Genomic DNA, 20896 nt, shown 5'->3' with positions numbered 1-20896 from the left:
GGGTTAAGCACTCAGACGAGCACGACCCTTGGCACGACGACGAGCAAGTAAAGCGCGACCATTTTTGGTTGCCATACGAGCACGGAAGCCGTGAGAGCGTTTACGTTTTAGAACGCTCGGTTGAAATGTACGTTTCATAGCTGATCCGCCGATTTAAGTTACATAAAGGTGTTGGTTGCCTTTTTTGGCTGCCAGCACCCAAAAAAAGAGGGCGAATTTTAGACCTTTGTAGTGGTGAAAGTCAAACCATATTTTTAAGCGATCAAAAATGATCTTTGGCGGATCCATGGCATAATAAATGTATATGTATAACCTGTGGACAGGATCTGAAAGAGTTTTCTTTGTCAATAAAAAACAGAGAGATAGATCTTATAACACATGCATTATTAGATCAGATCGATCTAGGATGATCTACCCATTTCGATCCATAATAAGGGTCCAAAAAGTGGTGACGCGAAAAGAGCTACTAAATAAAAAGTAGTCGGTCTTCCCCTGTCACTAGCTAATTATAACATTTCTGGTTTTCACCCTGATGGCGAATGCTATCGGGATAAGGAGTATTTTCCGTGCCCAGCAGCCTTTGGGAACAGTGCTTGTCGGTGCTTAAGGACGATTTGCCGGTTCAGCAGTTCAATACCTGGATCCGGCCGTTACAAGCCCAAGAGTCATCCGACCGTTTAACTTTGTTCGCACCTAACCGATTTGTATTGGATTGGGTGCGGGATAACTATCTGCTGCGGATTAACCAGACCATCGAGTTATTTGCTCAGGACAGTGCCCCCCAATTGGTATTTGATGTGGGGTCTATGCCTAAAGCGGCCGTGAATACACAAAGCGCTGAGCGGGTAAGTAAACCTGCGGCGGCACCGGTGCAAGCCGATGTCAGTGCGGCTGCACCTGCAGTTGCGCCCGCGGAAGCGCTTAAACCTGCCGGACAGCGTAGTAACATCAATTTAAATTATACCTTTGATAACTTCGTTGAAGGTAAATCGAATCAGCTGGCACGCGCCGCTGCGCGTCAGGTTGCTGACAATCCCGGTGGATCATATAACCCGTTATTTTTATACGGTGGCACCGGCTTAGGTAAAACTCACCTGTTACATGCAGTAGGTAATGGCATCGTTGAGCGAAAGCCGGACGCGAAAATCGTTTACATGCATTCAGAACGTTTCGTACAAGATATGGTTAAAGCGCTACAAAACAATGCGATAGAAGAGTTTAAGCGATACTATCGTAGCGTTGATGCCTTGCTTATTGATGATATTCAGTTTTTTGCCCATAAAGATCGTAGTCAGGAAGAGTTTTTTCATACTTTTAACGCACTGTTGGAAGGTAATCATCAGATTATCTTGACCAGTGATCGATATCCAAAAGAGATTGATGGCGTAGAAGATCGTCTGAAATCAAGATTTGGCTGGGGATTAACGGTCGCTATTGATCCGCCTGAGTTGGAAACCCGTGTCGCTATCTTGATGCGCAAAGCGCAAGAAAATGCGATCCACTTGCCTGACGAAGTGGCCTTCTTTATTGCTAAACGGTTGCGCTCAAATGTTCGCGAGTTGGAAGGGGCGTTGAACAGGGTGATTGCTAACGCAAATTTTACTGGTCGTCCTATTACCATCGACTTTGTTCGCGAAGCATTACGCGACTTGTTAGCGCTGCAGGAAAAGCTGATCACCATAGACAATATTCAGAAGACAGTAGCAGAGTATTACAAAATTAAAGTTGCCGATCTGCTGTCTAAGCGTCGTAGTCGATCTGTCGCTCGTCCTCGTCAGATAGCGATGGCGCTGGCGAAGGAGTTGACCAACCACAGTTTACCTGAGATCGGTGACGCATTTGGCGGTCGCGACCATACCACTGTACTGCATGCTTGTCGTAAGATAGTGCAGCTGAGGGAAGAGAGTCACGATATAAAGGAAGATTATTCCAACCTGATACGTACGCTGTCTTCGTAGTAAAATTATCTAGATTACAAACATAACTATTAAGGTGAAGTGATGAAGCTCTCCGTCAATCGCGAACAACTTCTTCGGCCTTTGCAGCTGGTTACCGGTGCTGTTGAGCGTCGACAAACATTACCAGTGTTGGCGAATATTTTAATTAAAGCGGACGAGCAGGGCATTGCATTAACCGGCACTGACTTAGAAGTTGAGCTGGTGGCTCGATTTCCTGCGCAAGTGATCAGTGAAGTTGGCTCGACGACTGTGCCAGCGAAAAAGTTTTTGGATATCTGTAAGAGTCTACCTGAAGGGGCTGATATCGAATTGGCTGAAAGTGGTGACCGTTTAGTCCTCCGCTCTGGTCGTTCGCGATTTAATTTAGCTACGTTACCCGCAGCCGAGTTTCCGAATATTGAAGAGTGGAACAGTATTTGTGAAGTGAGTTTGTCTCAGCTTGAGCTAAAGAAGCTGATCGATAGCACCAGTTTTTCCATGGCTAATCAGGATGTCCGTTACTACCTTAACGGTATGTTGTTTGATCTTGACGGCGAGGTATTGCGCTCAGTTGCCACCGATGGTCACCGCTTAGCCTTAGCAACTGTGCCTGTGAATATCAGCGAAGGTTTGCCTTTGCAGTGTATTGTTCCTCGAAAAGGGGTACTCGAACTGCAGCGCTTAATCGGTACTGAGGAACAAATCATCACTTTGCAGATTGGTGAGAATCATCTGCGCGCCAGTGTTGAAGGGTTTATGTTCACCTGTAAGTTGGTCGACGGTAAGTTTCCTGATTACCAAAGAGTATTACCCCGTGGCGGCGACAAAATTTTGATTGCTGATCGCGCCGTGGTTCGTGATGCGTTAGCTCGGGCTGCAATTCTCTCTAACGAAAAATTCCGTGGGGTTCGTTTCAATCTTGATCCGGCAGAGTTGAAGATTACTGCGAATAACCCTGAGCAAGAGGAAGCGGAAGAGGTGGTAGAAGTTCAGTACGCGGATCAGTCGTTAGAGATGGGATTCAACGTCAGTTATCTGTTAGATGTACTAAACGTCGTTAATGGCGAACAGATAAAAATGACGTTGGCTGATGCGAATAGCAGCGCCTTGGTTGAGGATGCTGCGAGTGATCATGCCATGTATGTTGTTATGCCTATGCGTTTGTAGTTAATGTCGATTACGCGAATTAATATTTCCGATCTTCGTAATTTGAAAAATGTGGGCCTTGAATTAGGCCCTTCTTTTAATTTCTTCTTCGGTGAAAATGGCGCAGGTAAAACGAGCTTGCTCGAAGCTGTTTATCTTATCCATGCCGGTCGCTCCTTTCGAACCTCCGATCTTTCCAAAGTCATTGCTAACCAACACGAGCAGTTCTTTCTCTATTTAGAAAATAGCGACGCTGATGGCAATGTAGTGCGCCTCGGGTTGAGTCGCGCCCGCAAGGGCGTATTTCAAGCTAAGGTGGATGGCGATACTGTTTCAACTTTGTCTGCGCTTGCCAGTCATCTGCCTGTGCAAATCGTGAGTCCGGAGTCTTTGATGTTGCTCTCTGGTGGAAACAAAGAGCGGCGCAAGTTTATCGACTGGGGCGTGTTCCACGTGGAACATCGGTTCCATGAATGTTGGCGACGCAGTGAGCGCTTGTTGGCGCAGCGTAACCGTTTACTTAAAACGAAGGCTAGGCGCAGTGAGTTTACGAGTTGGGACCAAGCCTTTGTTAAGGAAGCGCTTGAGTTGACAGCTTACCGCCAGGCGTACGTAACCGAACTTTTGCCATTTTTTTCCGACCTCGCACACGCCTTTTTTCCTCAATTTGAGGTAAAATTCGTCTTTCGTCCTGGGTGGACCGACAGAGAGTCATTGGCCGACATATTGGTACGTGACTTCGATAGAGATTGTAAGTACGGTTACACCCAATCGGGCCCGCATCGGTCAGGCTTTTCGTTGCGGGTTGATGGGCAGGCAGCAGAGGCTGTTTGTTCAAGAGGACAACTAAAATTGTTGGTCTGTTGTTTGAAGTTAGCACAGGCCAAACACCTAAGAGAGAATCGCGGTTTACGCGCGATCTTTCTACTCGATGATATTGAGTCAGAGCTCGATGGCGCTAATCGCCAAAGAGTATTGGAACAACTTCGGCTATTGGGCTGCCAAGCACTGATTACTCTTATAAATAGAGAAGCAATCACCTCAGGGCTGGCATCTGATGACCGAGTGTTCCACGTGGAACAAGGTTGTGTTAAGTCGTGGCAGTTCGTCAACGACGCCCACACCGCTAATAATAATGACTGAGAACACTATGTCTGAGAATAGCTACAACTCCTCAAGTATTAAGGTATTAAAAGGGCTCGATGCTGTTCGCAAGCGTCCGGGCATGTATATCGGCGACACGGATGATGGCACTGGGTTGCATCATATGGTGTTCGAGGTAGTAGACAACTCAATTGATGAAGCATTGGCTGGGCATTGTAGTGACATTGTTGTCACTATCCATACCGATGGTTCCGTCTCTGTTAGTGATAATGGTCGTGGTATTCCGACTGATATCCATGAGGAGGAGGGCGTATCCGCCGCTCAGGTCATCATGACCGTGCTACACGCAGGCGGTAAGTTTGACGACAACTCATATAAGGTATCTGGCGGACTGCACGGTGTTGGCGTTTCGGTTGTAAACGCACTGTCGGACAAGTTGGAATTGACCATTCGTCGCAATGGCAAAATTCATGAGCAGGAATACCATCTGGGTGAACCCAAGGCGCCATTAGCAACGCTTGGGGACACTGATACCACGGGTACAACTATTCGTTTTTGGCCAAGTGACACCATCTTTACTGGTATCAACTTCCATTACGATATCCTAGCTAAACGCCTACGCGAACTTTCATTTCTAAACTCTGGCGTTTCAATCAGGCTACAGGATGAACGTGACGATAAGAATGATCACTTCTGTTATGAAGGTGGTATTCAAGCTTTTGTTCAATACCTGAATCAAAATAAAACACCTATTCATCAAGATGTTTTCCACTTTGATGCAGAGCGTGAAGACGGTACGTCTGTAGAAGTCGCGATGCAATGGAACGACGGTTTCCAGGAAAATATCTACTGCTTTACCAATAATATTCCGCAGCGTGATGGTGGTACTCACCTCGCTGGTTTCCGGGCTGCATTAACTCGGACATTGAATACCTTTATGGACAAAGAGGGCTTCACTAAAAAAATGAAGTCTTCTGCGACCGGCGATGATGCCCGCGAAGGTTTAACTGCGGTTATCTCTGTTAAGGTACCTGACCCTAAATTCTCCTCGCAGACCAAAGATAAGCTGGTGTCTTCCGAAGTGAAGACTGCCGTTGAGCAGGCTATGGGCGAGAAGCTGCAAGAGTACCTGTTAGAAAAACCAAACGAAGCCAAGACGATTGTAATGAAGATCGTTGATGCTGCCCGAGCTCGTGAGGCGGCAAGAAAAGCTCGGGAAATGACACGCCGTAAAGGTGCGTTGGACTTGGCTGGGCTACCGGGCAAACTTGCAGATTGTCAGGAGAAAGATCCGGCACTGTCAGAACTCTATATTGTGGAGGGTGATTCTGCGGGCGGCTCGGCTAAGCAAGGGCGTAATCGTAAGAACCAAGCAATCTTGCCGCTTAAAGGTAAGATCCTCAATGTTGAGAAAGCACGCTTCGATAAGATGCTGTCATCTCAGGAGGTGGCAACACTGATCACTGCGATGGGGTGTGGCATCGGCCGTGATGAGTACAACCCTGATAAGTTACGCTATCACAGCATTATTATCATGACGGATGCCGACGTCGATGGTAGCCATATTCGTACGCTGCTGTTGACCTTCTTCTATCGTCAGATGCCAGAGCTGATCGAACGTGGCCATATCTACATTGCGCAGCCGCCGCTGTATAAAGTAAAGAAGGGCAAGCAAGAGCGTTATATTAAGGATGATGAAGTTCTCAACGAGTACCTCACCACATTGGCAATTGATAATGCTTCCTTGTACGTAAATCCAGATTCACCACCAATTAATGGTGTGGCATTGGAACAGCTAGTCCGTCTTTATCAAAATGGTATGGCGACGGTGGAGCGTCTTTCTCGTCGTTACAGTGAGAATCTGATGAATCAGATGATCTATGTACCAGCCTTAACTGTTGAGCAGTTAGCGCAAGAGGCGACAGTACAGGAATGGTTACAGACAGTTGTTGCTACTCTCAACGAAACCAATGCCGGCGCAACACAATATACGGTAGAAACTAAGTTCAACGAAGAGCGTCAGTTATTCTACCCTGTATTTAATGTTCGCCATCATGGCGTCGAGTACCGCTATGAACTGGGTTACGACTTCTTCCATAGCAGTGATTATAAAGTGCTGTCGGATCTTTCAACGTCGATTAACGGCTTAGTAGAAGAGGGCGGTTATGTTGTTCGTGGCGAACGCAAGAAGAGTGTTGAAGACTTCGAACAAGCCCTTAGCTGGTTGCTGTCTGAATCTAAACGTGGTCAATATATTCAGCGTTATAAAGGTTTGGGAGAGATGAATCCAGACCAGCTTTGGGAAACCACCATGGATCCCGAAGTGCGGCGTATGCTGCAAGTCACCATTGAAGATGCGATCGGTGCCGACCAACTGTTCTCTACCTTGATGGGAGATCAGGTTGAGCCCCGCCGTGACTTTATTGAGACCAATGCGTTGAAAGTGGCCAACCTAGATGTCTAGTTAGATAGTGTCACCAATAATTAGAAAGCCCAGCATAAAATGCTGGGTTTTTTTTTGGCAAAGAGGCGAGAGTCGGTGTTCTCTATGTGCCTGTGATTATGTCGCCCAGTTGTTCAAGGATTAGCGGCGACTAGCAATTGTCGGGAGATAGACGTATTCTAATTTACGTATCTGGCACAGGCTGTACCGTGTGCTAACTTAAGGATGAAAACTATGTATGAGAAAAAGCCGAAAGGACCGCGGGATATTCAACATATCTCCTTGTTGTCAGCATCCGGTTCACTAGAAGAGTATGCTGCTGCGCAGTATCTCGCAGGCTCAAAAAGACGCATTATTGCGATGTTCGTTATTCTAGTTGTGTGCTTTGGGCTGCCATTTTTTCTCTGGTTATTGCGTAATTATTTTTAGCTGTTGTTTTACTTGTCGGCTTCGAAACGCTTCTGATATATAGACGTAAAAAAAGCCGCACACAGGCGGCTTTTTTGCTTATGAAAGACCGAATCTACATAGGTTTACCAGCAAAAACGATCATCACTTTATCGTCACCTAAGCTACGACTAAAGGCATAAGGTGACTCTCCTAACTTCTCATGTTGGCCAGCAGCAACCGCTTGGTGCTTCTTGCGGAATTGAGCGATCTTTTGCCAATGACGAAGTAGGTCGATACGTTGTTCGTCACCACCCTCTTCAATATCTGCCCAGTTCATATCAGAACGTGTGCCCTGGTGCTTATCTGATCCTGTTGCACCAAATGGGCGTGCAGTTTCATCACCATAGAATATCTGGACGCCACCTGGCAATAACAGGAACGGAGCAGCAACCGCTTTGTAACTAACGATATCGTCATTGGCGTTGCGATTAAAAAACAACTTAGTGTCATGACTGGACAGATAGGTCAGCACATTAAAGGAGTCGTCACTATTAATCTTCTTCGCGTAGGTTTCATAAACCTCCTCAGATTTACTGAAACACTCCATTCCAACAAGCGCACCGTCATTTTGATAACGGAAGTTGATTATCGAATCATAACCACCCTCGGTGAAGTAGTTTGATTTGTTCACCCCGTGGCCCCAAACTTCGCCAGTCATCCAAAATGGCTTGTCGTCTAACGCCTTGTCTGGATTATTCTGCTTCCACTCAGCGAGTGCAGCAGTTGCTTCAACCTTTAACTCTGCCCATGCTTCCATCTCAACGTGCTTAGCCGTATCGACACGGAAGCCATCAATACCATAATCGCGTACCCATTGTGTCAACCAACCTATCAGTTGCTGGCGTACCGTGGCACCTTCAATAGCAACAGCTTTGGTATCAGGCTTATTCGCGAAGAAATGGGGTAGCGGAGCAGGCTCTTTCGACTCGGTCAAAAAGTCTGGTAGGTAAGCTAGCATCATAGTGCGGTCATTTCGGCCTGGCTTTTTATGACCCGCAATATCGGTGCGGATCCACTCGCGACCCCACCAGTTCTTAGCCCAAACAGAGTTACCGTAATCAATAAAGTTATTAAAGCTGTGATAGGTTTCGCCAGGGCCTGGCTCCCAGTCGGTCCATTGCTCCGTGCCTATGACCTCTTCTATCGACTGTTCAAATTCTTGAAAAGCGCCAAATTTGAATTCCTGCATATCTGCTAGGGTCGCATAGCCGGTATGGTTCATTACGATGTCCATCACGACACGGATGCCTCTTTCATGGGCTGCGTCTACAAAGGCTCGGAATTCATCTTCCGTTCCCATGTTGGCATCTACTTTGGTGTAATCGAGAACGTAATAGCCGTGATAGGCATAATGCTTAAAGTCGCCGCGAATACCGCCACCAATCCAACCGTGGATCTGCTCGTAAGGGGCTGATAACCAGATGGCGTTGACGCCTAACTCGTCGAGGTAGTCGAGCTTATTGGTGAGGCCTTTGAGATCGCCGCCATGGAAGGTGCCAACTTCATTCTTACCGTCTTTTTTACGACCGTAACTGTTGTCATTACTGGGGTCGCCATTCTCAAAGCGATCCGTCAGCACAAAATATACGGTTGCATTATCCCAGCTAAATTCGTCTGAGGCCTCTTTTTCTGCAGGCTCTAGCAGTAGTAAGCCCTCACTATCTTTCGCGGGGGTTAGGGTAATAGAGCCACCACTTACGGTTGCTGTGGCACCAGAATAGAAATCTCTCACCAACTGCCCTTCAGCGAAGGTATCGCCAACAGCAACGGTAACGTCACCGCCATCCCATGTGTCGCACTGAGCGGGCGCTACGGCCACTTCGGTGTCTTGTTCCTGCGGTGGTACAACTAGGGATACTTGCACTGTTTCAGACTTGGGATCTAACAGGATTTCGTATTCGCCTGAGCGGAACACTTTTAGTTGGAAATTTTGCTTAGAGTTACAGCTATTGAGTGCGGTCGGTTGGTTGAGTTTGAGGCGCTCACCTCCAATCGCGCCAAAATTTGTGCCGCAGGTAAAGCTGTTGTCGGCGATGCGAAATTGAAATTGGCCTTTACCTAGATTCAGCTTTGCACGATAAACCCCGTCGCCCGTATGCACCAGTTTTTGATCCATTCGCCAACCGTCAGTACCAGGGTAGTACAAGTAGATGGGTGTTGTTAAAGGGCCGGGAGACTCCTCTGCTACATCATTACTGCCGCAACCACTGAGGCTGGCGAGTAGTAATGCACCGGAGATCAAGCTAAGAGAGCACTTACCATGCATATTTAATTCCTAAACCGCTATGTATTCCTGAAACAAAAACGCCAGCCGCAAGGCTGGCGTTTGCTAGGTATATGATACCCGATTTTACTGAGCTTTTTCGATGTAAGCTTCAGGAGTTTCTTTAGTTACATCGATAAAGAAGTTATATACACCAGTTTCTGGTGGTGTGAACTTGAAATTTTCGAAAGCAGAAGAGCAGTTAACTTTGGCGCGCTTGCCAATTTCGATTACTTCGTCTTCTTTACCTTTAAAGCCACAGTTGCTACCAGCACTCCAACCCGCATCAGCGAATTTGAAGTCGTACGGCTGGCCGTCAGCTACTAATTCTGCTGAGGCGTAGTAAACGTCAGTTGTTTCCGTTTTCTTTAGCTGGAACTCAGGCTCTGCATCCCACCAAGTGAAAACGCCACGCAGGTACATGAATTCGCTCAGGTCGCGCTTACCGCTGCTAGAGCTAGAACCGCTTGAACAGCCTGTTGCCAATGCAGCAGCTGCCAGAGTAACGAGTAAAAGTTTCTTAAACATAGCCATTCCCTATCTATTTCTTTTTGGATATATCCGATTGTGTCTAGACGTCCCTTTGTAGGTTTTCTGAAAGTCAGAATTCCTATCTTGTTAGGAGCTGGGTTTTTATAACAAATGCAGCGCTGCGGAAGTTTGATGAACTGCAAATTTTTTCAGTTGGACCTGCTAAAACCCCGATAAAATAAGGAAAAATGGCGGGTTGCACCAATTGCTAGCCGCCATTTGTTTGATATTTAACCTGCTAAGACTGTAACAAGCTAATATCCGCTACCTGCAAAAACATTTGGCGTAACTGGTTTAGCAGTGCCAAGCGATTCCCGCGAACGGCCAAATCGTCAGCCATCACCATGACACTGTCGAAAAACGCATCAACATCGGGTTGTAAACTGGCGAGTTGTTGTAATGCGGTTTGATAGTCATTATTGGCAAACAGTGGTGCTAATTGCTGCTGTTGGTGAGCAACTGAGTTGGCGAGTGCTTTCTCTTGCTCTTCAATAAGCAGTGTTACATCAATTGTTTCTGCAACGGGGGCTTCCTGCTTCGCGAGAATATTGCCAACACGCTTATTCGCTGCAGCCAGTGCGGCGGCTTGTGGCAAACTTCTAAAGGCAGCAACCGCTTTGATACGGGCATCAAAGTCGGCAGGGCGACTCGGTTTTCGCGCGAGCACGGCTTGGATGATATCGACAGAGTAGCCTTGATCTTGGTACCAGGCTCGGAAGCGGCCGAGCACAAACTCAAACACATCATTGACGACATTGTCATTGGTGAGCTTGTCGCCGAACTGCGCCTTGGCTATCTCAGCCAATTCGATAATATCGAGTGGCAGTGCCTTATCAACGATGATCCGCAGTAAACCAAGTGCTGCACGACGCAGTGCAAACGGATCTTTATCGCCTTTCGGAGATTGACCGATACCGAAAATACCCACCAGCGTATCGAGCTTGTCAGCAATAGCGACAGCGCAGCCAATATCGCCTGTGGGTAAGCTATCACCGGCATAGCGCGGCATATACTGCTCGTTAAGCGCAATGGCTACCGCTTCGTCTTCTTTGTCGTGGCGCGCATAGTACATACCCATGACGCCTTGTACGTCAGGGAACTCCATGACCATCTCTGACATCAGATCTGTCTTTGATAGTAAACCCGCGCGGGTGGCAAGGCTGCTGTCGGCGTTAATCTGCTGAGCGATTGCGCCACTGAGTGAGGCGATGCGCTCGGACTTTTCTTTCAGTGTGCCCAGTTGTTTTTGGAACAGCACAGTACTCAAGCTGTCGAGGCGGCTCTCCAGTGACTTTTTAAGGTCGGTCTTGTAGAAAAACTCGGCGTCAGCCAAACGTGGACGAACCACTTTCTCGTTACCTTCGATAACCGCTTCTGGTTGCTTACTTGCTATATTGCTGACAAAGATAAAACGGTTCAGCAGTTCGCCTTCGGTGGTGAGTACCGGGAAGTACTTCTGATTATCCTTCATCGTATAGATCAATGCTTCAGCAGGCACTTCGAGGAATTTATCTTCAAAGCTACCAACTAAAGTCACAGGCCACTCTACCAGACCGGTCACTTCATCGAGGAGTGCGTCATCTATGTCTGCGACACCGCCTTCTTGCGCTGCGACCGCTTCTACCTGCGACTTGATCATCGCTTTACGACGTTGGAAATCGGCAATAACAAAGCCTTGTTCTTCCAACACCGCTTCGTAGTCATCTACATGCTCGAGGGTGACGGTGGCGGCGCCGTGGAAGCGATGGCCCTGCAAAATGCGGTTGGATTGAATACCTAAAATGGTAGCGTCGATTAATTGGTCACCGTACAGCAGGGTGATTGTATGCACAGGGCGAATAAAGCTGGCATCTGAGCTGCCCCAACGCATCGGTTTTGGAATTGGTAACTTGCCAAGGGCGTCAACGACAATATCGGGGATAAGGGCATCAACCTCTTTGCCTTTAACTTCAGCCTTGTGCAATAACCAAGCGCCTTTGTCTGTTTCCAGTCGTTCCGCTTGGGCGACAGTAATGCCGTTACCACGCGCCCACCCTTCGGCTGCCTTGGTGGCGTTGCCGTCCGCATCAAACGCAGCTTTTAGACTTGGGCCGCGCTTCTCTACCACCTTATCTGCTTGGGCAGGTGCCAATGCTTCAACTTTAACCGCTAAACGGCGCGGGGAGGCAAGCCAGTTAACCGCGGTATAACTCAGCTCTGCTTTATCTAAACCAGCTTGAACACTATCAGCGAAGGCACTGGCCAGTTTGCTCAGGCTTTTTGGTGGCAGCTCTTCTGTGCCGATTTCAACTAAAAGGGTTTGCGTGCTCATTCCGCCTCCTGCTTATTGCACATAGGGAAGCCCAGCGCTTCGCGCGCGTTGTAATAGGTTTCAGCACAGGCTTTAGCCAACGTGCGGACTCGAAGAATATAGCGTTGACGCTCTGTGACAGAGATTGCATGACGTGCATCCAACATGTTGAATGCATGGGAAGCTTTCATCACTTTTTCGTACGCCGGTAGTGGCAAGCCCGCCTCTATCATGGCAGCACTCTCTTTCTCACTTTCATCAAACAGCGCAAAAAGCGCGTCAACGTTGGCGTGCTCAAAGTTGTAGGTCGATTGTTCTACTTCGTTTTGATGGAATACATCACCGTAGGTGACCTTGCCCATCGGCCCATCCGCCCAAACGAGGTCGTAAACTGAATCGACCCCTTGGATATACATGGCGAGACGCTCTAAACCTAAAGTGATTTCGCCGGTGACGGGCTTACACTCGAGTCCACCGACCTGCTGGAAGTAGGTGAATTGCGTCACTTCCATGCCGTTCAGCCAAACTTCCCAACCCAAACCCCAGGCACCTAACGTAGGTGATTCCCAGTTATCTTCGACAAAACGGATATCGTGTACCAGCGTATCGATCCCCAACATGTTGAGCATCTCTAAGTACAACTCTTGAATGTTCGGTGGTGAAGGTTTCAGTACAACCTGAAACTGGTAATAGTGTTGCAGACGGTTGGGGTTTTCCCCGTAGCGACCATCGGTAGGGCGGCGACTTGGCTGAACGTAAGCCGCATTATTTGGCTCTGGGCCCAATGAACGTAAAAAGGTCATTGGGTGAAAGGTGCCGGCGCCCACTTCCATATCTAATGGTTGGATAATAACGCAGCCTTGGCGTGCCCAGTAATCCTGTAAGGCCAGGATTAAGCCCTGGAAAGTCTTTACATCGTACTTTTGCATGATGGTCCTGCAGCGTAAACGCTGGCGGTCAAGTTGGCAGAAAATTGGACAAGTATACCGTTTGCATGGCGTAGAATGTAGGCTATTTTGGCTTCTAAACGCCTTATATCAGGGATCTTTCGTGATGAATGACAAGAAACAGCGCTGTCCGTGGCCAGGAACTGACCCACTCTATGTTGACTACCATGATAACGTCTGGGGGCGTCCCGTTTATGATGACCGAGAGCTATTTGAAAAGCTTTGTCTTGATGGCCAACAAGCTGGGCTCGCTTGGATCACTATTTTGCGCAAGCTAGATACGTATCGGCAGGCATACGATCAGTTTGAGCCAACGCTAATTGCGCAATATGACGAGGCCAAGGTTGAACTCTTGCTACAAGATAAAGGTATTGTTCGTAATCGATTGAAAGTGAATTCAATCATTCGCAATGCCAAAGCCTATTTAGCCTACCAGCAGAACCATGGCAGCTTCAGTGACTTTTTATGGCAATTTGTTGGTGGTGAACCGATCGTCAATCACTGGACAGAGATGTCGCAGGTGCCAGCAACATCTGTGGAGTCGGATGCGATGTCGAAAGCGCTAAAGCAGGCAGGCTTTAATTTTGTCGGCAGTACCATCTGTTATGCGTTTATGCAGGCCGTGGGGATGATCAACGATCATCTGGTTGGTTGTCATTGCTACCATCAGTGTGCTGTGCCACCAAAAACGCCATAACGCTCGCTGTCTTAAATTAGTCTATGCTTATTGAGGTCGCCTTAAAGTAAGTGTAGATATGATGAGAATTAGCCACTTTGTTCAGATTGCTACAGTAATGATGTTGCTGCTTGCTGGCACTGCTTCCGCAGCAATTATTGGTGTAGGTGAGGGGGGCAGGATCATTGATGCGCCAGCAGTAATTGATGATGACTCTGTGTTCTGTTCTGCCTTCTCTGAACAGGGGGAGTGTGAAATGCTTGGCTTTGATGAGCGCCAAGGGGTGGGACTCGCCAACAATCTCTCGGTCGATCAAGGTGTGCTTGCCAGTGGTGATATTGATAGTCACATGATCTTTTTAAATACCATGGGTCGAGTGTCGGCCAAGCTAACAGTCGATTGGTATTTTGATGGCAAAATTATCGGTGTGATGTCCGACCGTAATGGTAAATTGGAGGCGCTTGCCAGTGCTATATTAGGCGCCGAAGGAACGCGTTACCCTGATTGGTTTAAGTTACGTGGCCTGGAAAATAATGATTGGTATAAAGTCGATGGCAACAAACTGACTTTCCACTCTTATGTCAAAGAACCCGGAGATTGGATACGCGTTGTTACCCGCGCCATGATCCCTGATACCTCAGCAATATTCCTCAGTTTCTGTTTATTGGCGCTGCTCGGTTGGCGTCAATGCTTAGCTGATACTAACGACCTCTGATTCTTATAAAATCCAGAACCCGCCTCCTATCTGTTCATAGGAGGCCTGGGCATGGATTGTAAAACTAGCGGATATTATTCGCTGGCTGAGGCTTCAAAATAGAAAGGTAAGCGGTTCTTGGCCGGACCATTCAGTTCAGTCATACGCTCCGCATCAAACAGGCGACCGCCAACCATGGTATACACCACCTTTTCCGACAGGCGTATATCTTTCAGAGGGTCACCGTCGATGACGATTAGGTCTGCGAGCTTCCCTGCTTTTAATGAGCCCAACTCATCATCTAGGCCGAGCGTTTTGGCTGGATTAATCGTGGCTGTTGCCAATGCTTGCATTGGTGTCATGCCTCCTTGGCTAAACATCCAAATCTCCCAATGAGCAGCTAATCCTTCTCGTTGACCATGGGCGCCCATATTGGTTAACACGCCTTGCTGCCGAAGCTCATTGGCCACTTTAGCGACATTGAAATGGTTGTAGTGATGCTCTGGTGCAATCGGGCGACGCATGGAGCGTGGATTCAATACGTCACCAGGCACATATCGACTCAACCTTTGATGGAGCCAGATTTCGTTGTGGGCATACCAATAGTTTTCACCGGCAATACCGCCAAATGCCACGCCCATGGTTGGGGTGTATGCGGTATGGATCTGCGACCACAGCTGTTTGATATCGTCGTAGACCCTTGCCGTCGGAATTGAGTGCTCGATGGTGGTGTGTCCATCAATAAGCATGGTGAGGTTGTGTTGCAGTAGTGAACCGCCTTCGGGCACGACTAGCATATTCATTTCACGCGCAGCTTGGATTACTTTTTGCCGCTGATCGCGTCTTGGCTGGTTATAGCTTTTGATGCTGAAAGCTCCGGCGCGTTTCAGGCGTTCCACGTGGAACCTAGCGTCGTCTATGGTCTCAATTTTTGCCGTTAGTCCGGGATACTCTGCGCCATAGAGGATGGCACCAGTGGAGAATATCCTTGGTGCGACTATATACCCAGCACGCTGTAACTCGCTGGCAGCGAATATCTCGGTGGTATCGTTTGAAGGATCGTGAATAGTCGTTACGCCAAAGGTGAGGGCGGCATAGTTCTTCCAGTTCTGCTGCGGAACGATCTCGTTGCTGGCTTGAGCACCGTGAGCATGTGCATCAATCAGCCCCGGCATGACGGTACGCCCATTAAGATCGATGATAATGGCATCGCCCGGGACTTTAACTTTATCCCGTTCGCCAACTTCGAGGATCCGTTTGCCATCGATGACGATGGTGCCATCTTTAATGACCCGATTTTTCTCCATAGTAATGATTTGACCGCCAACCAAAGCAACTTTGCCTCTGGGTCGATAGCTGCGATGCATAAAACCTATGTACTGGCCATTTTGTGTCAGTGAAAGCAGGTCCAGTTCGTCGGCGGGGCTATTCAATGCAAACAGGTTCTTCGCTGACTGACTGAACAGCTCGGGGCCGAGGGTCCAATAGATCACGTCACTGTTTGCTGTCCAGCTGATGCTTTCACCGGCTTTTTGTGACAACTGGGTGACAGGTACATTATTGCCGTTAGGGCTGAGTTCTATGACTGAACCGCGTTCAATAAACGGCGTTACGTAGATCTTAAAGCCTTCTGCAAAAGCGAGTTGTTTACCGTTGGGGCTGAGCTTGTATTCGGTGACACGCTTATTGCTATAGTGCACCTTATATTGATGGCCGTTGAGGTCGACACTCACCAGTTGCGGCGTTTCACCACTTTCAGTAAAAAATATTCGGCTGTTGTCAGCTCCAAATTGTGGCTCGCGTCCCTGTTCTGTCACTAGGGTGGGAGCCCCTTGGCTTTTGTCTGTCAGATCGACCCGATAGATGCCAGGCTTTAACGACCAAGCATCGGCTAATAAATTGTTACCGGCAACCTTACGAAACACCGCCTGCTTACCGTCAGGAGAGAATGTCGGTTCAATATACTTTCCCGGTTCGTTGGTGATGACCACCTCGGTGCGCTTGTCGACATCAAGTATTCTTACACTGCCTTGGCGTTGATCATGCCAGGTGGTGTAAATAAGCTGTGTGCCATCACGGGACCACTGCGGATAAAGTTCGAAGTGGTTCTCCTGTTTGGTAATGCGCTGCGGTTTACCGTAGGGCAGCTCTTTTATCCAAAGCTTGCCTAAGGCTTCAAACACCAGATTGTGACCGGATGGCGAAACCTGAGTAAAACGCATCATCTTCACTTCGAAATTGCCTGGTGAGATGCGCTGTTTAAAACGCAAGGCGCGTTGAACCGCGAGCTCTGTCTTGACGTGGAAATCAACTTCACGGCTGGCACCATCGGCTACGCTGAGCTCGTGGATCTTGCCGCCGGCCCAAAAATAGAGGCGGTCACCTTTAGGGTGCCAAGCTAGGGTTGGATAAACACCGTGGATCGCCCAAGTTTCCTGCATATCACGATCGAGCTTCTTATATAGCGGCTGACTAGTACCAGAGCGCATATCGTAAAGCATCAAAACGCTCTGGAAATCGTCGCGAGTAACATAGGCTAGATAGTTCCCATCAGGAGAGGGAGTAGGGCGAATAGCCCCGCCAGGGCGCTTAATCACGGTGTTGATCTCACCCGTTTCACGATCGTAACGTTTAATCGTATAGATCCCTTTCACAGAATCTTTTGAGTAGTGGAAAGTCTTACCTGGGGTGGCGTCCTGACTAAAATAGATATAGCGGCCATCAGGGGAAAAAGCGGGTTCACCAAGATCTTTCTCATCATTCGGGCGGCTGGTGAGTTTCAAGCCGTCACCACCACGTAAATGATATTGCCAGACTTCACCGGCGCCTAAAGAGCGGCGAGCAGTGAAATGTTTTCTCACTACCAAGGTTTCGCCGTCAGGACTCCAGGCTGGGCTGTTAACTAAGCGAAATGTTTCTTTGCTGACCTGATGTAGCTTGCCACTCTGCCACTCCATTAACCAAAGGTTGTCGCCACCGTCCCTATCCGAGGTAAAAGCCAACAGCTTTCCATCAGGGCTGAATCTGGGCTGCATATCCCAAGCGATGCCTTGAGTCAGAGGGATCGCGTCTCCCCCTTCAATCGGTAACTTATATAGATCACCAAGTAGATCAAAGACTAACCAGCGACCATCTGGGCTGATATCCAAGTTCATCCAAGTACCTTCGCGCACATCAATCAGCGCGTTATCGAAGATCCCTGTGGGGTTCTGGACATCCCAAGTATCCTCTGCTTGGACAAAGAGTGACAGAAGTACACTGAAAAGAATGATAATTCTAAGTTGAGTCATGTTTGTTTTTATCTGTAGGTACGACTTAAATATATCCGCTTACCTTGCCGCTCTGCGTTGTTTGACGCAAGTCTATATTGCGTTTTTGTTGGACAATTTATAGGCATTAACTATATTAGTGATAATGGATATAAATCATTCACATGTCACGCACACAAGGAGTTCGGTGTGCTCTAGGTCAGGGATATGGCAATTAAATGGTATGCGCTCATTATAGCCGTTGCTTCTGTTAGCTTCTGCGTTCAAGCCAAAGTGTATCGTTGCACGGGGGATTACGGTGATGAGTACCGTGATATGCCTTGTAATGAGCATCAGGAAAATCGCGAGTCGGCGGAATACAAAGTCGGCTCTGGCGTCGTCAATAAGCTTTCACTTCGAACCCTGGCTGGCGTTTGGTGTAACTACGCTAAGTCGCACTCTATTGGTGGTGTTCGTGATTATACCGATCCTGATCGCTGGTCGTTGAGTATGACGGGACAGCTGGAAATTCAGGATCTGGATCAGTTCGACGATAATGCGACGACTAAATTCCAGTTTAAGGGGCGCAACCTGCAGGTAGATAATGAGCTTGGCCGGTTATCTGTTGCGGAATACCTTGGCGATGAAATGGTGTTGCTAGGTCAGCAAAACTATCTGTTTATGCGTCGCGGCGGGTGTACTGATATTCCAGATCAGGACGTAGCGGTGAAAGTGGTGCCGAAAAGTGAGCGGGTCAACTAACTTTGCTTGCTAGTGTGCAGCTATCCCTTTCTTTATTAAATAGAAATAGGGTTTTTGTTGAGTTTGTGCATTGATCAGCTGATGGTCCATAAACTGACAGAAACTGGGTATATCTCTGGTTGTCGCCGGATCATCGGCAAGTATTAACAGCTGTTCACCTGCTGCCATCGCGCGGATTTTCTTTCTTACCAACATGACAGGCTCAGGGCAGCGTAGGCCTTGTGTGTCTAGTTGTTGGTCGTGTGGGGGAAAGTTTAGTTGTGTATTCATCATGGCTCCGACAGATAGCGAAGCCATGATAGAGCGGAGGCCTATGACTATTCAAGCTCAAAGGCGATAGAGATATTTCTGCCACTCTCCTTGGCTTTATAAAGTGCGGCGTCAGCCTGCGCAATCATCTTCTCATGGTTCTTTTGACTACTGTCGTACTGGGTCACCCCTAAGCTGATGGTGACGGGCAATACTTTGTCATTAAACTCAAATACCGTGGTTTCTATCTTCTCTCTGATGCGTTCAGCGACCACCATTGCCTGTGTTAAATCGGTGTCTGGTAATACGATGCCAAACTCTTCACCACCGTAGCGTCCAGCCAGATCTGCAGTTCGCAACATACTGGTTAGTTCAGCGGCCGTCCTTACTAGCACCAAATCACCAGCTTGATGGCCGTAGATATCATTGATTGATTTGAACTTGTCGAGATCAAACATGATTAAACTTAGCTCACCACCATGGCGATGGCAGCGGGCAAACTCGATTGTGAGTCGTTCTTCCCAGTAGCGACGGTTAGCGATCTGAGTAAGACCATCGGTGCGGCTGGACTTTTCCAGCTTGGCCATGGTGTCGTTCAGCTGGCTTTGGAAATAACAAACATCCGTAGCGTCTTCAATAATGATGCAGACCTGATTCACTTGGCCTGATTCATCTTTCAATGGCAGAAAACTACAGTTCTGCGCCATAAATTCGCTATCTGTGGTGATGGGGCGGCTGTGGGGTAGCTCAAATAGGTGGCGGCGCTGCTCCCATGAACTGAAAGTGGGAGTGCCTAAAAGGAAAACCCCTTGGAGCTTTCTTCTTAATGAGGGTTTGGGTAGCTCAGGGAATACATCAAACAGATTTCTACCAACAATATCTTCCTTTGCTCGGCCACTGTGAACTTGCAAAAATCGGTTCCAGTAATCAATTTCCATATCTGAATTGATCACAAGAACGCCGGTATTAACTTGGTTAAGTATGGTGTTGTGTAAGTTCTGAGTCATTCGCCCACTAATCAAAAATCTTCGAGGATCTGATCAAGCACCTGCTTGAGTACTTCTACTGCTGTTCCTGGGAATAGCAATAACATGTCGCAGTTAAATGAGTGATCCGTCACCAGATAGCTGATGTTTACTTTGAGCGCATATTCCCAATTGAAGGTTTTTTCCTCAAGTTGGCGAGCGATACCCTGTTCCTGCAGCATCATCACTCGAGGGGCGCTGTAACTAAGCTGGGTTTCTATCTGCTCTGCTAATCCTTCAAGGAAGGTGGTAGTCAGCAAGGAGCTGATATCGGTCAGTTGCTCTGTGTGAGTTGCCTCATCTTCGGTATAGCCAAGTAGATCAGCGATTTCGTCAGCATTAATTTTGCTGTAAATCAGCAGAGCTTCGCCGCGCAGTCCTTCTGCACCGGAAAAGCCTTGGCTAACAAGAGAGACCGGATTCTGTTCATAGTTACTGGCAAGCATAGCGGTAACTTCGCTGGTCGATACCAGTTCGATATCTGGCACCTCCAGATGAACAAAAGTCTCAAGGAAGCGGGCGAGTTTATCACTGGCCTGTCCCATTGCGACGTTGATCACCTCTTGAAGACAATCCCTCTGGTCTTCGGTAATAGTCTGGCTGCTCATAAAAGTCCGAACTTGTTTAAGATCTCAGTCAACTTAACACGGTTGACAGGCTTATGAATGAAGTCGAGTGCACCAAGGTCCATGACGCGCTTTTTCATCTCCGGCTGAATATCGGCAGAGATGACAATGACAAACACTTCTAACTTTTCTTTCTTGATGGTTTCGAGTACGCCGATGCCGTCAAGTTCTGGCATCGTTAAGTCTAGAAAGAGCAATGCAACGTGATGCTGACGTAGGTGCTCTACAGCTTCTAAACCATGTTTAGCAAAAGTGACTTCAACGTCCCAACCTTCCGGTAGGCTTTTATTGACCTGTTTGCGTGCCAATGCTGAATCGTCACAGATCAAAATGGGTAGCGACATTCCCAACCCTTAAACTTATCTAATGAATTGTAACTGAATTGTGATTATATGGTTTATAGCATAGGGGGTGATAGCTGCCTAGCCCTGACAATATGGCTTTGTGAAGCGAGTCCAGCCCTGATTGATAAAGGTTGAACCCGCTTATATTTTTGGCAGAGAAA

Annotated in this window: 18 protein-coding genes; 8 read left to right on the top strand and 10 right to left on the bottom strand. The window is 47.9% G+C overall.

Annotated features, from left to right (window positions below; genetic code table 11):
- Positions 1 to 3: 3 nt before the first annotated feature.
- Positions 4 to 138, bottom strand: coding sequence for a 50S ribosomal protein L34 (rpmH, locus tag DU002_RS15225; RefSeq protein ID WP_114339266.1), 135 nt, complete (start codon positions 136 to 138; stop codon positions 4 to 6).
- 428 nt (positions 139 to 566) lie between these two features.
- On the opposite strand from rpmH, the gene dnaA reads away from it, so the two are divergent.
- The 5 genes from dnaA (at position 567) to DU002_RS15200 (ending at position 7059) form a co-directional block, all read left to right on the top strand.
- Entirely contained in the window at positions 567 to 1958 is a 1392-nt protein-coding gene (gene dnaA / locus DU002_RS15220; RefSeq protein WP_114339265.1) for a chromosomal replication initiator protein DnaA, read from the top strand.
- Between the two features lie 42 nt (positions 1959 to 2000).
- Entirely contained in the window at positions 2001 to 3104 is a 1104-nt protein-coding gene (dnaN, locus tag DU002_RS15215) for a DNA polymerase III subunit beta (RefSeq protein ID WP_114339264.1), read from the top strand.
- Positions 3105 to 3107: 3 nt separating this feature from the next.
- Positions 3108 to 4226: a DNA replication/repair protein RecF gene (gene recF, locus DU002_RS15210; RefSeq protein ID WP_114339263.1), complete on the top strand. Its 1119-nt coding sequence runs from the start codon at positions 3108 to 3110 to the stop codon at positions 4224 to 4226.
- A gap of 7 nt (positions 4227 to 4233) precedes the next feature.
- A complete protein-coding gene (gene gyrB, locus DU002_RS15205; protein WP_114339262.1) occupies positions 4234 to 6651 on the top strand; it encodes a DNA topoisomerase (ATP-hydrolyzing) subunit B in 2418 nt (805 codons plus the stop codon).
- Between the two features lie 213 nt (positions 6652 to 6864).
- Complete coding sequence (locus DU002_RS15200) at positions 6865 to 7059, top strand: hypothetical protein (RefSeq protein ID WP_114339261.1); 195 nt, start codon at positions 6865 to 6867, stop codon at positions 7057 to 7059.
- Positions 7060 to 7153: 94 nt separating this feature from the next.
- Here the strand turns inward: DU002_RS15200 and DU002_RS15195 are convergent, their stop codons facing one another.
- The 4 genes from DU002_RS15195 to glyQ all read right to left on the bottom strand — a co-directional run bounded on the left by DU002_RS15195 (position 7154) and on the right by glyQ (position 13093).
- Positions 7154 to 9346, bottom strand: coding sequence for an alpha-amylase (locus DU002_RS15195; RefSeq protein ID WP_233496513.1), 2193 nt, complete (start codon positions 9344 to 9346; stop codon positions 7154 to 7156).
- Positions 9347 to 9430: 84 nt separating this feature from the next.
- A complete protein-coding gene (locus tag DU002_RS15190; protein WP_114339260.1) occupies positions 9431 to 9871 on the bottom strand; it encodes a hypothetical protein in 441 nt (146 codons plus the stop codon).
- 241 nt (positions 9872 to 10112) lie between these two features.
- The gene (gene glyS, locus DU002_RS15185) at positions 10113 to 12185 is read right to left on the bottom strand and encodes a glycine--tRNA ligase subunit beta (protein ID WP_114339259.1); all 2073 of its coding nucleotides are present in this window, start codon (positions 12183 to 12185) and stop codon (positions 10113 to 10115) included.
- On the bottom strand, positions 12182 to 13093 hold the full coding sequence (glyQ, locus tag DU002_RS15180) for a glycine--tRNA ligase subunit alpha (RefSeq protein WP_114339258.1): 912 nt from the start codon (positions 13091 to 13093) through the stop codon (positions 12182 to 12184). Before glyQ ends, glyS begins: the two co-directional genes overlap by 4 nt.
- Positions 13094 to 13217: 124 nt before the next feature.
- Between glyQ and DU002_RS15175 the strand changes: the two genes are divergently transcribed.
- Together DU002_RS15175 and DU002_RS15170 are read left to right on the top strand one after the other, a co-directional pair.
- Positions 13218 to 13808, top strand: coding sequence for a DNA-3-methyladenine glycosylase I (locus tag DU002_RS15175; RefSeq protein ID WP_114339391.1), 591 nt, complete (start codon positions 13218 to 13220; stop codon positions 13806 to 13808).
- Positions 13809 to 13866: 58 nt separating this feature from the next.
- Complete coding sequence (locus DU002_RS15170) at positions 13867 to 14502, top strand: hypothetical protein (RefSeq protein ID WP_147271878.1); 636 nt, start codon at positions 13867 to 13869, stop codon at positions 14500 to 14502.
- A 74-nt stretch (positions 14503 to 14576) separates the two neighbouring features.
- Here DU002_RS15170 and DU002_RS15165 read toward each other — a convergent pair whose 3' ends face one another.
- Complete coding sequence (locus tag DU002_RS15165) at positions 14577 to 17771, bottom strand: amidohydrolase family protein (RefSeq protein WP_114339256.1); 3195 nt, start codon at positions 17769 to 17771, stop codon at positions 14577 to 14579.
- Between the two features lie 186 nt (positions 17772 to 17957).
- Between DU002_RS15165 and DU002_RS15160 the strand changes: the two genes are divergently transcribed.
- On the top strand, positions 17958 to 18491 hold the full coding sequence (locus tag DU002_RS15160) for a hypothetical protein (RefSeq protein WP_114339255.1): 534 nt from the start codon (positions 17958 to 17960) through the stop codon (positions 18489 to 18491).
- 9 nt (positions 18492 to 18500) lie between these two features.
- Here the strand turns inward: DU002_RS15160 and tusA are convergent, their stop codons facing one another.
- The 4 genes from tusA to DU002_RS15140 are packed head-to-tail and all read right to left on the bottom strand — an operon-like array spanning position 18501 to position 20735.
- Positions 18501 to 18761 (bottom strand): sulfurtransferase TusA, encoded by a 261-nt coding sequence (gene tusA, locus DU002_RS15155; RefSeq protein ID WP_114339254.1) that lies wholly within the window; start codon positions 18759 to 18761, stop codon positions 18501 to 18503.
- Positions 18762 to 18808: 47 nt separating this feature from the next.
- A complete protein-coding gene (locus tag DU002_RS15150; RefSeq protein WP_114339253.1) occupies positions 18809 to 19747 on the bottom strand; it encodes a sensor domain-containing diguanylate cyclase in 939 nt (312 codons plus the stop codon).
- 11 nt (positions 19748 to 19758) lie between these two features.
- Positions 19759 to 20373: a chemotaxis protein gene (locus DU002_RS15145; protein ID WP_114339252.1), complete on the bottom strand. Its 615-nt coding sequence runs from the start codon at positions 20371 to 20373 to the stop codon at positions 19759 to 19761.
- Positions 20370 to 20735, bottom strand: coding sequence for a response regulator (locus DU002_RS15140; RefSeq protein ID WP_114339251.1), 366 nt, complete (start codon positions 20733 to 20735; stop codon positions 20370 to 20372). The genes DU002_RS15145 and DU002_RS15140 overlap by 4 nt, the downstream gene beginning before the upstream one ends.
- Positions 20736 to 20896 lie beyond the last annotated feature (161 nt).

The sequence above is a fragment of the Corallincola holothuriorum genome (genome assembly GCF_003336225.1).
GTDB lineage: Bacteria > Pseudomonadota > Gammaproteobacteria > Enterobacterales > Neiellaceae > Corallincola > Corallincola holothuriorum.
The sequence above is the reverse complement of the archived record's forward strand: the minus strand, read 5'-3'. Positions and strand labels throughout refer to the sequence as shown.